Annotated in this window: 12 protein-coding genes; 4 read left to right on the plus strand and 8 right to left on the minus strand. The window is 60.0% G+C overall.

Annotated elements, in window-relative coordinates; genetic code table 11:
• Positions 1 to 50 precede the first annotated feature (50 nt).
• Together JNM28_08700 and JNM28_08705 are read right to left on the minus strand one after the other, a co-directional pair.
• The gene (locus JNM28_08700; GenBank protein ID MBL8068515.1) at positions 51 to 1,508 is read right to left on the minus strand and encodes a hypothetical protein; all 1,458 of its coding nucleotides are present in this window, start codon (positions 1,506 to 1,508) and stop codon (positions 51 to 53) included.
• 153 nt (positions 1,509 to 1,661) lie between these two features.
• Positions 1,662 to 2,540 (minus strand): dihydrodipicolinate synthase family protein, encoded by an 879-nt coding sequence (locus tag JNM28_08705; GenBank protein MBL8068516.1) that lies wholly within the window; start codon positions 2,538 to 2,540, stop codon positions 1,662 to 1,664.
• A 33-nt stretch (positions 2,541 to 2,573) separates the two neighbouring features.
• On the opposite strand from JNM28_08705, the gene JNM28_08710 reads away from it, so the two are divergent.
• Together JNM28_08710 and serS are read left to right on the plus strand one after the other, a co-directional pair.
• Positions 2,574 to 3,962 carry an HlyC/CorC family transporter gene (locus JNM28_08710; GenBank protein ID MBL8068517.1) on the plus strand — a complete coding sequence of 463 codons (1,389 nt, stop codon included), beginning with the start codon at positions 2,574 to 2,576 and terminating at the stop codon, positions 3,960 to 3,962.
• Positions 3,963 to 3,995: 33 nt separating this feature from the next.
• The gene (serS, locus tag JNM28_08715) at positions 3,996 to 5,276 is read left to right on the plus strand and encodes a serine--tRNA ligase (protein ID MBL8068518.1); all 1,281 of its coding nucleotides are present in this window, start codon (positions 3,996 to 3,998) and stop codon (positions 5,274 to 5,276) included.
• A gap of 3 nt (positions 5,277 to 5,279) precedes the next feature.
• Here the strand turns inward: serS and JNM28_08720 are convergent, their stop codons facing one another.
• Positions 5,280 to 7,091: an Rne/Rng family ribonuclease gene (locus JNM28_08720; GenBank protein MBL8068519.1), complete on the minus strand. Its 1,812-nt coding sequence runs from the start codon at positions 7,089 to 7,091 to the stop codon at positions 5,280 to 5,282.
• A gap of 156 nt (positions 7,092 to 7,247) precedes the next feature.
• Between JNM28_08720 and JNM28_08725 the strand changes: the two genes are divergently transcribed.
• Entirely contained in the window at positions 7,248 to 8,372 is a 1,125-nt protein-coding gene (locus tag JNM28_08725) for an aminopeptidase (protein ID MBL8068520.1), read from the plus strand.
• Positions 8,373 to 8,375: 3 nt separating this feature from the next.
• Here JNM28_08725 and JNM28_08730 read toward each other — a convergent pair whose 3' ends face one another.
• Entirely contained in the window at positions 8,376 to 8,606 is a 231-nt protein-coding gene (locus JNM28_08730; protein ID MBL8068521.1) for a hypothetical protein, read from the minus strand.
• On the minus strand, positions 8,606 to 9,550 hold the full coding sequence (locus tag JNM28_08735; GenBank protein MBL8068522.1) for a prepilin-type N-terminal cleavage/methylation domain-containing protein: 945 nt from the start codon (positions 9,548 to 9,550) through the stop codon (positions 8,606 to 8,608). The genes JNM28_08730 and JNM28_08735 overlap by 1 nt, the downstream gene beginning before the upstream one ends.
• Positions 9,551 to 9,661: 111 nt before the next feature.
• Here JNM28_08735 and JNM28_08740 point away from each other — a divergent pair, with 111 nt between their 5' ends.
• Positions 9,662 to 10,711: a M42 family metallopeptidase gene (locus JNM28_08740; GenBank protein ID MBL8068523.1), complete on the plus strand. Its 1,050-nt coding sequence runs from the start codon at positions 9,662 to 9,664 to the stop codon at positions 10,709 to 10,711.
• 27 nt (positions 10,712 to 10,738) lie between these two features.
• On the opposite strand, the gene JNM28_08745 is transcribed toward JNM28_08740, so the two are convergent.
• From JNM28_08745 to JNM28_08755, 3 genes are all read right to left on the minus strand, one after another.
• The gene (locus JNM28_08745; protein MBL8068524.1) at positions 10,739 to 11,716 is read right to left on the minus strand and encodes a WD40 repeat domain-containing protein; all 978 of its coding nucleotides are present in this window, start codon (positions 11,714 to 11,716) and stop codon (positions 10,739 to 10,741) included.
• Positions 11,717 to 11,785: 69 nt separating this feature from the next.
• Entirely contained in the window at positions 11,786 to 12,745 is a 960-nt protein-coding gene (locus JNM28_08750; GenBank protein ID MBL8068525.1) for a hypothetical protein, read from the minus strand.
• Between the two features lie 44 nt (positions 12,746 to 12,789).
• Positions 12,790 to 14,505 carry a DUF1957 domain-containing protein gene (locus JNM28_08755; GenBank protein MBL8068526.1) on the minus strand — a complete coding sequence of 572 codons (1,716 nt, stop codon included), beginning with the start codon at positions 14,503 to 14,505 and terminating at the stop codon, positions 12,790 to 12,792.
• Positions 14,506 to 14,532: the final 27 nt, after the last annotated feature.

Raw genomic sequence — 14,532 nt, forward strand, 5'->3', positions numbered from 1 at the left:
TCCCGGGCGGTCTTTTCACGTTATAGGGTGGTTGAAATTTCACTGCATCATTATCCTCGCAGCAGGCTGAGCACGCCTTGCGGCGCCTGGTTGGCTTGAGCAAGGACGCTCAGGCCGCTTTGCTGGAGGATCTGCAGCTTGGTGTAGTTGGTCATTTCTTCGGCAACGTCCACGTCGCGGATTGCCGATTCGGTGGCCGTCAGGTTTTCTTTGGCGATGCCTAGCGAACGGACATTGCTTTCCAAGACGTTGCGCATGAACGAGCCAATCTCGCCCCGTTTGCGGCTGAGTTCGCTGATCGCGTTCTCAATCGCACCCATGGCCGTGTTCACCCCGTTGGCGGTGGTCAGGTCCAGGCCATCGATCTGCAAGGTCGAGCTGAGGAAGCTGCCAATGCTGAGCGTGGCGCGCTGGCCGGCGTTGCCGCCGGTTTGGAACTGGGCTGAACCCACTTGGACATAGCCAGCGGTGGCAATGGTCACCGGGGCGGCGATCGGTTGGACCGAGATCACGTTGCCATCGGCATCGGTCAAGGTCAAGCCGTCGTGGCCCATCAGGCCGCCGGTGAACGTCACGGTGTCGCTGCCGATAGTGACGTCGGCAACGGCATCCACACCTTTGGTCGCCGTCGTCTTGGTTTCAATCAGCCCGGCAGAGCTCAACAGCACGCCGCTATCCGAAACCACGAAGTCGCCTTTGGTGCCAAACGTGGTGCTGCTGAGTTTGATCGAACCTTCGCCAGCCGCTGTGACGCCATATTGGGCCTCGGCCACAACGCCGGTTTGGGCGCTCCGTTCGTTGATCCGGGCCACGACGTCGCCCCAGGTTTCGTTGGCGCCGACCACAAAGGTCGTCCCGTTGATTGAGAACTGACCGGAAGACGTCCCGACCGCAGTTCCGAGATAGGCCCCAATGTTGGCCGCGGCCACGCCGTTTGTGCCTTGGGCGGTTGCCTTTTTGGCAACGGTGGTGATGTCGACGCCGATTGCGCCATTGGTGGTGACCGATTTGCCGTTGAAGACGCCGGTCAGGCTGATGTTCTTGACATTAGCCAAGTCGACGACGCTCGCATTGACACCGCTCGAACCATCCAACAACCGTTTGCGGCCGAATTGGGTTTCTGTGGCAATGCGGTTGATCGATTGGACGATCAAGTTCCATTGGTTTTGGTTGGCTTGGATCTGGTTGGCATCGAGCAAAGCCGAGTTGCCGCTTTGGACGGCAAGCTCGCGGCCATCCCGCAGGAGTCGGGCGATTTCGTCCAGTGACCCTTCCGCAGTTTTCGCGTAGTTCAACGCATCTTGGTTGTTGCGGATGGCTTGCGTCACGCCCCCGATCTGGGCTCGGAAGTTCTCGCTGACGATCAAGCCAGCGGGGTCGTCGGCGGCGCTGGTGATGCGCATGCCAGTGGAAAGTCGGTTGATGCTTTTGTTGAAAAGCGTGCCGGTCATGTCGAGGTTGCGCAAGGCACCCATGGCGGCCGTGTTCGAGTTGATGCGAAAAGACATGTGTGTTTTCCTCCGTGATCCCTGGCGGCGCGGTCGCCACTCCATTGGCTCCGCTTTTGTGCCCTCAGGGGGTCAACACGAGTCTTGTTCCCTGTCAAAACTACGGGTACACCTAGTATAATTACTAGTATTAGGTGATTTTGCGGGGTTTTTTCAATCCCCGTATTCTCCCGGGGGGATCCCGAGGTTGTTGCGGTTCATCCCCAAGCGTGACTCGATGGTTTCCGCCAAGAGGCATTCGCTATCCGCGAGCAGGGGGAGCCGGACATCGGGCCGGGAGATCACGCCCCACCGGTGGAGCACTGCCTTGTTGGCGGCCGGTTGGACTTCCGCCCGAATGGCCTGGACCACCGGGAGAACAACCTCGAACGAAACGCCCTTCGGCTCGCTGACGCACTGGCACAGCCAATTGGGGATCAGGTTGGCGGCCCCACTGATGCATCCCTGCCAACCGGCTTGCCCAGCTTCGACCGCCAAGGTCTCGTCGCCGACCATCAAGGCGGCATCGGGGGCCATGAACCGGAACATCGCCAAATTGGCCCGATCGCCGCTAGAATCTTTGAACCCCTGAATGTTGGGGTGCCGGGCCAACGCCTTGACCACGTCGGCATCGAACGTGAACCCGGTGTATTTGGGAAAGTTGTAGGCCACCACCGGAACCGGGCTGGAATCGGCGACGGCCAACATCCAATTCACCACACCTTTGGCGGAAGCATTCCGAAAATAGCCGGGGGCCATCAGCAAAACTCCAGCGGCCCCGCACTTCCCGGCCTGTTCCGCCAGCCAAACGGCCTCGGTGAGGCTGGGCATCGCAATCCCGAGCAGGCAAGGCATCTCCGATTTGACCGCCAACCGCAAGAGGTCTCGCTTTTCCACGGCGCTCAGGCTCGGCCCTTCGCCATTCGTACCGGCGACGACAACCCCTTGGCACCCAGAGGCGCGGAAAAATGAGAGGAGCCGGATGAGGCTCGGCCCATCGACCGCCCCCTCCGAATCGAACGGCGTCACCGCCGCCGGCCAAACGCCGTGCATGTCCACGGTGCCAGTTTAACCAAGCCCAATCCGGTGATCTGCTACAATAGTGCCGCCAATGAGCGACGACCCCGTTCCGATACGGCCCCGCCGCCGGACATCCGCCATGGCCCCCCGGCCATGAGCGACTTGGTTTTTGCCCTCGTCGGGCTTCTTTTCTTTGCCGGATCGGCCTTTTTCGTCGCTGCGGAATACGCTTTGGTCTCGGCCCGCGAGAGCCGCATCGCCCCTGCGGCAAAAAAGGGGAGCTCGGCCGATAAACTCGCCCTCAAAGCGATCAGCGAACAATCGCGGTACGTTGCCGGTAACCAGGTCGCGATTACCTTCCTCAACATCGCCATCGGCGCGGTGCTGGAACCGTGGCTGAGCCGCAAGCTCGAACCGCTCTTCCCCCTTTCGTTCCCCGAATGGGCGATCAGCCTGTTTAGCATTGTCATTGTCAGCTACCCGCTCGTCGTGCTTGGCGAACTCGTTCCCAAATACCTCGCGCTCAAATTCCCTGAAGCCATCCTCCGGCTCGTGGTCCGACCGCTCGGCTGGGCTGTCACCCTCCTCAAGCCAGTCATTTGGCTCTTCCAAAAATCTGGCGAGTTGGTTCTCAGGGTCCTCAACATCCCCACGGACGACGGTGGTGCGGCCATCAGCCGCGAAGAACTGCACTTCATGATCCGGAGCGGGGAGGAATCGGGCGGGATCCACGAAGACCATGCCGACGTCGTTTCTAAGGCCCTGCGGCTCGACGAACTGGACGCCGAAGACGCCATGCTGCACCGGCTCGACATCAAATGGCTGGATGCCGGTGCCACAAAGGAAGAGGTCTTGGAGCAATTGGCCCAGATCGGGCACAGCCGGATCCCGGTCTGCCGGGGGGATGTCGACGACATCGTCGGGATCGCCTATCTCAACGACATCGTCATCCATTTGCAAAAACCGGATTTCAACCTCGAAGCAATCGCACGGCCCGCCGTCTATGTTCCAGAGAGCCTGACCTTGAACAGATTGGTCGAAGTTATGAGGGAGACGAAGACCCAGATCGTTATTGTCCAGGACGAATACGGCGGAACCCAAGGCCTCGTCACCCTGGAAGACGTCATCGAAGAGATTTTTGGCGATTTGGAAGATCGGCTGGAAAGCGATCGGCCCGCCATCGAACGCACCAGCCCCAGCCGGATCAGCCTCCGGCCCGATGTGCGCTACGACGAGCTGATCGACTTTTTGGAATGGGATGACGACAGCGATGCCGGGTTCAACAGACAGACCTTGGCCGCAATCATCGTCGAAAAACTGGAGCGGACTCCCAAATTGGGCGACACGGTCGAAATCGCCATCGGGCGGCTCCGCGTGGAGCAGGCGGCCAAAAGCCGGATTACCCGCATCGGCTTCTACCCGGTGGAACGGGTGTTCACCGGCGAAGGCGAATAGGTCGCCGGGCGGCAGGCTGGTACATTCCCGCCTATGCTCGACCGCAAACTTATCCGCGAAAACCCCGACCTCGTGCGGGCCGGATCCCTGCGAAAAGGGGTGGATGCCCCGGTCGACCAATTCCTGGCCCTGGATGCCGAATGGCGGGCAACCATCCACGACCTGGAACTCAAAAAGGCCGAAATGAACCGCCTCAGCAAGTCCATCGGCCAACTGATGGGGCAAGGCGACAAGGCCGGGGCCGATGCCGCCAAGGCCCAAACCGGCGAACTGAAGGAAGCCATCAAGGCGTTGGAACCAAAGGTCAAGGAGCAAGAAGATGCCCTGCGCGACCTGGAGCTCAGATTCCCCAACCTCCCCCACGAAACTGTCCCTGACGGCAAAACTGCCGACGACAACGCCGAAATCAGGACATGGGGGCAGCAGCCTACCGGAACGTTCAAACCCCACCAAGAAATCGCCGAAGAGCTCCAATTGGTCGATTTTGCCGCCGGGGCCAAAGTTAGCGGCTCGGGATTTGTGGTTTACACCGGTTGGGGCGCCAAGCTCGTCCGGGCGCTCATCAGTTTCATGCTCGACTTTCAGACCGAGCAGAACGGCTACAAAGAAGTGTATCCCCCGGCACTGGTCTTGACCGAGAGCCTGGTGGGAACGGGCAATTTGCCCAAGTTCGCCGAAGACCTCTACCAAACCAGCGACGACCTCTGGCTGATCCCCACTGCCGAAGTCCCGGTCACCAACCTTCTGCGGGATGAGATTTTGGAACCGTGGATGATGCCGGTCAAATATGCCGCATACACGCCGTGTTTCCGCAAGGAGGCCGGGGCCGCCGGCCGCGACACCCGCGGGATTTTGCGCATGCACCAATTCGACAAGGTGGAGTTGGTCAAGTTCGTCCGCCCCGAAACCAGCTACGACCACCTGGAGGAGCTTGTGGCCGACGCCGAAGGAGTCCTGCAGGCCCTGGGGCTCCATTACCGGGTTTTATTGCTCTGTGCCGGCGACATGGGGGACAAAGGTTCGAAATGCTACGACTTGGAAGTCTGGGCACCGGGAGAAGGCCGATACCTCGAAGTCAGCAGTTGCACCAACTTCGAGGCTTACCAATCGCGGAGGGCCAACATCCGGTTCCGGCCCGAACCGGGGGCGGCTCCGGAATTTGCCCACATCCTCAACGGATCCGGACTTGCCGTGCCCCGGCTGATGGTGGCCCTGCTCGAAACCTATCGGCAACCTGATGGATCGGTTTTGATCCCCGAGCCGCTTCAACGGTATATGGGTACGGATGTGATCCCAGTTCCGGTCGGGAGTTGACGTCTAACCCCGCAACGCGCCTTTGCCCGGAATGACGACATCCGCAACGGCAAAGGCCCGGCGGATGTCTTGGAAAACCACTTTCACCCGGCTGCCGACGAGGTCGTGCCCATCGAGGAGTTCGACGTAATAGCCTTTGTCGGTCCATCCGATTGCCCGGGCATCACCTTCGGCATGGGATGACCGCACATTGCACTCGACAACCTGGGTGCGTCGGAACCCCATGTGCTCGGCATCGAATTCTTCGATCGTGCCCCCCATCACCTCGAACTCGTCGATTTCAAAATCAAAGTTCGCGCGCAGGTAAAGGCCCCGCCGGAGTTCGTGCTCCAATTCTTCAATCCCCTCCCCGTCGGCCCCGATCACATTTTCAACCACGGCAGGGTGGCAATGGATGGCAAAGGCGTTGCCGGGTTCGCCGACCCGGCGTCGCATTTCGCGCTCGATCCACAAGCTGATAGTGTCCACGCTCGGGATCCTCGCCCGTCCCTCGCAAGTCGGGCAGACGGTAGTGATCAATTCGGTCACGCTTTCCCCGGTGCGCTTGCGGGTGATTTCAACCAACCCCAGGCTAGAGACTTTGCCGACCCGGGTGCGGGCCCGGTCCCGCTCCAACCCCTTTGTGAAATGGTCAAGGAGCTTTTTCTTATCGTTTTCATCTTCCATGTCGATGAAGTCGATGACGATGATGCCGCCCATATCTCGGAGCCGCAGCTGGCGGCACACCTCATCGGCGGCCTCCATGTTGGTCTTGAGGATGGTGTCGTTTAGGCTCTTACTGCCGACCTGCTTGCCGGTGTTGATGTCGATCGCGGTCAACGCCTCCATCTGGTCGATGACCAGGTAGCCACCGCTCCGGAGCCGCACGTGGTGCTCCATCAGGTCGTCGAGGTCTTTCTCGATCTTGTAATGGTCAAAAACGGGCTCTTCCTTGTCGTAGAGCACGATTTTGTCCTTCAGCTTGGGGGCCACCATCCCAGCCACCAACGAGACTTTTTCGTACTCGTCGGGGTCGTCGATGACAAGCCGGTCGATCTCGTCGCCAAAAACGTCGCGGATCGTCCGGTAAAGGAGGGTTTGGTCGCGGTGGACTACGGCCGGGGCCCGAAGCTTTTTGGCCGCTTCCAAAACTTGAATCCAAAGCTGTTGCAAAAACAGGACATCGGCGCGGAGTTCGGCTTCCGTGCGGCCCTCGCATTCGGTGCGCATGATGAGCCCGAAGTTGGTGGTGAGCAGCCTTTCGCCGATCTTGCGGAGCCGTTCGCGCTCCTTTCGGTCTTCGATCTTGCGGCTGACGCCCAAATGGCCGCCTTCGGGAACCAACACGACATAGCGGCCCGGCAGGCTGATGCGCGTTGTGACCCGGGCGCCCTTTGTGCCCCGAGGGCCCTTGGTCACTTGGACCATGAGCTCTTGCCCGGGCCGAATCAATTCTTTGATCTTGCGGCGGCGCAGTTCGCTGCGCTTGACGCTGGCCGGGCTGGTGTCGTCGCCTTCTTCAGGAACGATGTCGCCGACGTAGAGGAAGGCGTTGCGCTCCAAGCCGATGTCGACAAATGCCGCATCCATCCCCGGCAGGACGTTTTGGACGATGCCTTTGAAAATCGAGCCCACGACGCGTTCTTCCCGCTCAACGCGGTACTCCATCAGCTTGCCGTCTTCAAGGAGGGCGATCCGGGTTTCGCGGTTCGCCGAGTTCACGACGATGTCGATTTGGCCGGGAGCCCGGCTGCGGGTGGCGGCAGTGGCGCGCACGGGGCGGCCGGTCGTTGTTTTGGGGGAGCGGCTCCGGCTCCGGGTTGTCTGTTTTTTCACCGGTGTGAATCCTTGTTGTTTTTCGTCCGGGGTCGATCGGCGTGGCGGAAGGACAGATGGTCATCGCGGCTTGCCGAGCCCGCACCGGACCCGCTTATCTTACCGGTTGACGAGTGGCAAGGGTGTGACTGGCCCGCCAACCGGTAAAGTCTGAAAATGCTGGACCCCCGCGTCACCCAACTTGCCGAACTGATCTGCGGCCATTCGACCTCCCTCGGACCTGCGGACAGCGTGCTCATCCACGCATTCGACATCCCCGAAGAATGCGTCGCCGAATTCGTCCGGGTCGCCCAATCCAAAGGAGCAAAGGTGGCCCTCAGGCTCGAATCCAACCGGATCCGGCGACAATTGATGCACGGGATGACCGAAGCGAACGCCGATATGATCGCAGAGATCGAACTGCACGAGATGAAGCAGATGACCGCCTACATCTCACTCCGGGGCGGGCACAACTCCGCCGAACTCAGCGACGTCCCCTCCGCGACCAACGCCATGTGGCAAACCCGGTACGGCATCCCCGTGGTCCACGGCCAGCGGGTTCCCCACACCAAATGGGCCGCCCTCCGGTGGCCCAACCCCAGCATGGCCCAGATGGCTTCCATGCCGACCGATGCGTTTGAGGACTTTTACTTCCGGGTTTGCACTCTGGATTACAAAAAAATGGAGCGGGCCGCAAAGCCCCTCTCCGAACTCATGGACAGGACGGATCGGGTCAGGCTGGTCGGCCCTGGGACTGACCTGAGCTTCAGCATCAAGGGAATCGGATCCAAAAGCTGCCATGGCGAGCGGAACATCCCCGACGGTGAGTGCTTTAGCTGCCCGGTCAAAGATTCCGTGAATGGCGTGGTGCAATACAACACGGTCAGCCTCTACCAAGGTAAAGATTTCAAAGACATCCGGTTCGAAGTCAAGGACGGCAAGATCATTGATGCCACGGCGGGCGCCTTGACCCAGGAGCTGAACGACATTCTGGACACCGACGAAGGCGGACGGTACTTTGGCGAATGGAGCCTGGGATACAACCCGCACGTCCTCCATCCGATGCGAGACACCCTCTTCGACGAGAAAATCGCCGGATCATTCCACCTAACGCCGGGCAATGCCTACGAAGGCCCCGGCGGGAACAACAACCACAGTGCCATTCACTGGGACATCGTTTGCATCCAGCGGCCCGAATATGGGGGCGGCGAGGTGTGGTTCGACGACGTGCTGATCCGCAAAGACGGCTTGTTCACGTTGCCCGAGTTGGCCGGATTGAACCCCGACCAACTCGGGAACTGAGCCCTAGTAGCCGCCTGAATCGCCGTGGTTCAGTTGCTGCAGACCCGAGTTCGAGGAATCGGCCTGGGCTGCACCAGAGGCATCCGCGGCACCTGTCGGTTGGGTAGCGGAGGGCTGCGCCTGGGTTTGCGGCTGGGGTGTGACCGCCGGGCTTTTGGGGGCGGGCTCGGCCGCCGGTTGGCAGGCAACCAACGCTCCCAACAACGCCAACAGGATCAAAACGCGACTTGCCATCAACCGGTCGTCCCGTCAAATGGGTTGTCAGGGACGAAAGCCGCCGGATAGAAAGTCGGCCCGGCAATCCACCCTCGGATGAACGCGCCGGGAACCGCCGGGATCTGGCCCTTGCTGTTCAAGAACTGCCACGGCTGTTGGGCCCGCAACCTCTCGTTCCCGCTCGATTGGTTGCCGTTGCCATAGGGAATGTACTTGGCGCTGGTATCCGCCATCACGTGCACCGATCCTTGACCAAAGGCGTGCCAAGAGGGGCCTTCGATCTCAAAGGCCATGCCATATGCCGAACCTGAAGGCGCATCCTGCGGCCTTCCGGCTGGGTTGTATTGGCAAACGACACCCTGGATCGGGCAGTTGAGCCGGGGACTCACCGCCACAAAGCCGTCATAAGTGTATGTCCCCATCCCGGGCCAAATCATCGTGAGTTTGCTGATGGCCGTGAACGAGTTCTGGCTCATCCCCTGCAAAAACCCGTTGTAGCTGAAATTGGACCCTTTGGGCTCGGCGACCCTGGCTCCGGAGGCAAAGCACCCTGCCAGAGTTCCCGAAGAGAACGTTCGGCGGTCGTTGCCCGGATTCAGCATTTCGTAATTCTTACGGTAAGGGTTGGTGGCATTGTGCCAAACCAAGGCCGATTCCCGTTGCAAGGTCGGCTGGCTGGCCAAGTTGCACCAGTTGTCGGGACTGGCCGAATAGTTGGCAGAATTCCGGTAGCTCGGCTGGATAGTCTGGGTGAGGTCGGGCACCGTGCCCAGGGGCATCAGGTCGTCGTAATCCGAAAGGTAGATGATGATGGCCGTCCCCGCCTGCTTGGACTGGGACAGATAGGCTGTGCGTTTGGCTGCGACCTTTGCCTGCGAAAAGACGGGGAAAAGGATCGCCGCCAAAATCGCGATGATCGCGATCACGACCAGCAGTTCGATCAGGGTGAATGCATTGCGCATGAGAGAATCCATGGACCGGCAGACAGGCGAAAACTGTTTCGATCCAATTTCATATTAACCCAACTCCCAGGAAAATGGCCAACGATTTTTATGACAGGCTAAAATACGGTCATGCCCCGGTTCCAGATCGACACCGACTACCTTGCATCGGTGTTGGAAGACCTCATCAACACCCCCAGCCCAACCGGGGACACCGCGTGGGCGGTTTCGTTTGCCCAAAACGAACTCGAGAGCCTGGGGGCTACGACGTTTGTCACCCCCAAAGGTGCCTTGGTCGCCCAATACGAAGGGCTCAAAGACGACCGGCCCCGCGCCCTCAGCGCCCATGTCGACACCCTCGGGCTCATGGTCGCCGAAATCAAAGCCAACGGCCGGCTCCGGGTTTCGGCCCTCAACGGCATCATGTGGCCGACGATCGAAAGCGAAGGGGTCACCATCCAAACCCAAGCGGGCAACGGGATCAGGGGCAGCGTGGTCTTTGTCAACGGAGCCGCCCACGTCAACCGGGAGGCGACAACGGCCGCTCGGAACGCAGACAACCTTGAAATCCGGATCGACGAACGGACCAACTCCGCCGAAGAAACCCGGCTGCTGGGAATCGAAGTCGGGGATTTCGTCTATCTCGACCCTCGGTTCGAAAAAAGCAAATCCGGCTTCATCAGATCCCGGTTCTTGGACGACAAAGCCTGTGTCGCCTGCCTGATCGCCGCCCTCAAAGCCCTCCACCAAGCCGGGGTGAGCCCGGCCCAAAGAACCCACATCCTCATCAGCAACTACGAAGAAGTCGGGCACGGCGGCATGGACTCCTTGCCCGCCGACCTGCACGAATACCTGGTGCTGGACATGGCGGTTGTGGGCAACGGGCAGACCGGTTCCGAATCCCACTGCACCTTGTGCGTGAAAGATTCCAGCGGGCCATACAGCAAGGAACTGAACCAGAAGATCATGGCGGTAGCCAGCCGGGCCGGGATCGACTTGAAGCGGGATATCTACCCTCACTACGGCTCCGATGGAAGCGCCTATTGGCGGAGCGGGGGGACGGCGAGGGTCGGGCTCATTGGCCCCGGGGTCGACACGTCCCACGGTTACGAGCGCACACACATCGACGCCCTCAAAGACACGGCCCAACTGATTGCCGAATATTTGATCGAAGAAGAGTAAAGGGCCCTTGCGGGCCCCTTAACACTTTCAGCGGCGTTTGGGGGCTTTGGCCACCGGCTGGGCTGGACTCACGATGTGGATCTCCACCGTGTCAGAGGCATTTGTGCTGACCATGTACTTGCCATCGCCAGTGAACGCCACTGGGGATCCGACATAACTGCGGCCGTCCACTTCCGCCACTTGTTTGTAAAGCGACATATCCCAAAGCCGGAGGGTTCCGTCGATCGAAGTCGTCGCCGCGAACTTTCCGTTCGGGGTGAAGTCGGCTGCCGTCACAAAATCGGTGTGGCCGGTCAAGGCTTTGAGGCGGCTTTTGTTGACCAGATCAAAAACGGTGACCACTCCGTCCCGGCCGCACGTCACGCCGCGGCTACCCGCCCGGTTCATCGCAAAGCCGTTGGCCCCTTGGCCGCCGGGCAGAACCATTTTTTGTACCGTTTTCAGCGTTTTGGGTGCCAACAAGCGGAGGCCTTCGGCTTGGGTTCCGGCAAAAACCGATCCGGCTTTGGTGAAGCCCGCCCCGTAATAGTTGGCCGGCTCGCCGATCACTTTTGCCACCGGGTCGCCACCCGAGACGTTCCACAGGCAAACCGCGTCATCTTTGCCCACCGAAACAAACTGTTTGCCATCGGCACTAAACGCGATTGATTGGATGCCCCGCGTGTGGCCCTTGGCCCGAGGGTATTCGCGGATCAATTTGCCCGTTTTGGCATCCCACAAAAAGATCTTGGCCTGCTCATCACCGCTAAGAACATACTTCCCATCAGGAGAGATTGCCGCGCCATAGGCGGGTTGGGCATGCCCGGTAAACGTGACGGTTGCGGCCTTTCCGGCGGCATCCATCACCCTGACTTGGGCATTTTCCATACCAGCAACAAACCGGCTATCCACAGGGCTCGCCGCCAAACAAACGGCCCTCACGCCGTCAAGGGCCTTTACCTTTTTGAGGGTGGGCGCGGTTTGCCCTATCGCCATCCCCGCGGCCAAAGTCATCGCTGTCATCATCGCATCTGCCTTCCATTAGGGCAGACGAACAAGAGGTCTAGCCCGATACATTTGCCGGCGGAGCAAACTCTATTTTTGTGGGCTTTTGGGCAGGACGAAGTCCTTCTTGTCGTGGGTGCCGCCAAAGCTCCAGTTCCCCCGCCAAACCATGTCCCGGGTTTTGCCATCGGGGAAAATGAAGTTGGATCGGAACAGCACGGGGACGTTGCGTTTGGAGTCCACGACGAATTCGATTTTGAGTTTGTCACCCGTTGTCGATTCGGCGTACATCCGGTAGAACGGGCGTTCGTCGCCAACCGGCTTCGCGTTCTGGACTTCTGTGGTGACCTTGAACCCGTTGCCCGGGTCGTTCAACCCCTCCACAAACGCTGACCACGGGTGGCTGCCGTCGGCATAAAAGCCGAATCCGTCGCCGGGCATGCGTTTGGCAAACTCTTCGATTTGCTTGCGGGACATCTTTGCCGTCGGCTTGCCCGCAGATAGCGGTGGGAGCGCTTGAACCTTGCCGCCTTCCAACTTCACCCGTTTTGTTCCGTCTCCGGTCAACCGGTTGACGTCGGCCTTGGTTTCTGGCAATGCGTACTGGATATCGAACCGGGTTTTGTCTTGGATTTTGATAACCGGGGCCGACCTCAGCAGGCTTCCTTTGTCCGAGACTTCGATCGTCACGGCGACAAAAGCCGGCGGCAGGTGGGACAGGGCCTCATCGATCTTGCTGCCAAGGGTCTCTTCGACTTCCGGCGGGGCTTCTTTGGCATTCTCCCAGCTCGGAGGGTTCTCGCTGACATGGACATCGGGCGAGGGCGTGCGGTTTTGATCGATGCCCTTTTGGACGTCGGCGGGGTCGGGCTTGTGGGGGGTATTGCCGCCATCTGGGGCGCCGGGGTTTGTTTGGCCCGGATTGGACGACGTGGTGCCGGACGGTTTGCCCCCGCCTTGTGGCGTTAAGGTGTCGTTCGGTTGACACCCCGACAATGCCGCCAAAGCCAATGCCGCCATCGCCGATGCCGCCAAAACCCAAACCTTCATCGTGTCATTAGACGCAACATATGACTGCATTCGTTTGCTCCCGATCATGCCCCGTAGGCCTCCGGCGGCACGAGCGGGTGGTCCAATCGGGCCCAAAACCCGAGATCCAGTTCGGGGAATGGCGCATCTTTGAGTTGGCAATCGGCCAAATATTCCTCGTCCTCGGGGGAAGTCGCGCCACCGCCGTAGAGACGCTCAGCCAAGTCCGCCAGCTTTTCAAAGCGTTCGATGTGGTCAGCAAAACGCGCTTCGGCGTAATCCCGGGCAGAAAAGGTCGAGATCAAGAACTGCCAGTCGCTGGCTTCGGCCAACAGCAGTTCGCGGGCCGCCTGCTCACACACTTCTTTCACTTTCCCGGATGGGTTGAGTTGGGCGAGCCCCCGCATCCTTTTTTGGCAGGGGTAGAGCTTTTCCCAGGTCCAAATGTTGTCCTCGTTGAGCCAAACGTTGTGGTAACCACCCTCTCCCCAGCTGCCTTCGGGCAGGTGGATCATGTGGCGCGCGGGCTCGGCATCCAAAACGTCGCCCCCGCTCGCCATCTCGATTTCTTCGGCGGCGGCCATCCGGCATCCCACTTCGTACAGGAACTCCGGCCCTTCCCACCACCAGTGGCCGAACAATTCAGTGTCGTACATGGCAACCAGACTGCCCTCCCGACCCGAAAGGCCCCGATATTGCGCCAGGGTGCCTTTGACGATGTTCACAAAGTCTTCGGCATGCTCGGCGATGAGCTCGTGCGCTCGCCACGGGTCGTATGGTTGCTTGGCCCCCAAGTTGGCTTTGTCCTGGCTGATGCGCCAGTACTTGTGGCGGCCGGGGTACTGCTGCTTGTGGAACTCCAAGTAGTACTCGTTGCCGGGGTATCCAACATCTCCGCTCCACACCTTGACCGTGCTTTGGGGGTCGCGTGCGAACACGGTCACCCCTTCGGGAATCATGTAATGCTCGTATTCGCTCCGATACTCTTCGGGCGGGGTGAACAATTGCTTGCTGCGGGCAAAAAGCTCGGCCAACTGCGGAAACTTTTGCCAATACGTCCCCAGCGGCTCGCCACCCCGGATCATATGGCTGTCCACAAAAAAGTACTCAATCCCGCTTTCTTGCAGGAACTGCTCGACCCCTTTGCGATCCCAGACCTGTGCGTCATCGCCCGCCGGCGCCTTCCAAGGATATCCAGGGCGGTAGGCGCATTCGGGGAGCCAAATCCCGCGGGGGGCTTTGCCAAAACGGCGGGTGTGGGTGGCCACAGCCAGCTTGACTTGGGCCTGAATGGACTCATCAGTGCCCGCCAAAGGGAAATACCCGTGGGTCGCCCCGCACGTGATCAACTCGATCAACCCATCTTCTTCAAAACTCTGGAAACTCCCCGTGATTGATTGCCCGCAACGGTGCTTGAACTGGATCACGGCGTTTCGGTACCACCGCTCCCACATCGCCGAAAGGCCGGTCATCCACAACTCGCCCTGCGCTTCGAACATCTCCTTGTCCTGCTGGGCGAAGGCGATTTTCTCTTCGCAATAGTCGATGAACCCGGATTTGAAAGCGGGGTCATCAAGCTGCTCACCCAGGATCGGCGTCACGTTCACCGTCCAGCGGGGTTTGATGCCTTGTTGGCGGAACCGTTCGAGAACGTCAAGGAGGGGGAGGTAACACTCGGCCGCGCTTTCAAACAGCCAGTCGGTCCCGTGAGGCGATTTGCCGTGGCTCAGGACATAGGGCATGTGCGAGTGCAACACCAACATGAACCGGCCGACGGACATCTCAGCCGCAGTTTAGCCGCAAGTCGC

The organism is Armatimonadota bacterium, from assembly GCA_016789105.1.
Taxonomy (GTDB): Bacteria; Armatimonadota; Fimbriimonadia; order Fimbriimonadales; family Fimbriimonadaceae; genus UphvI-Ar2.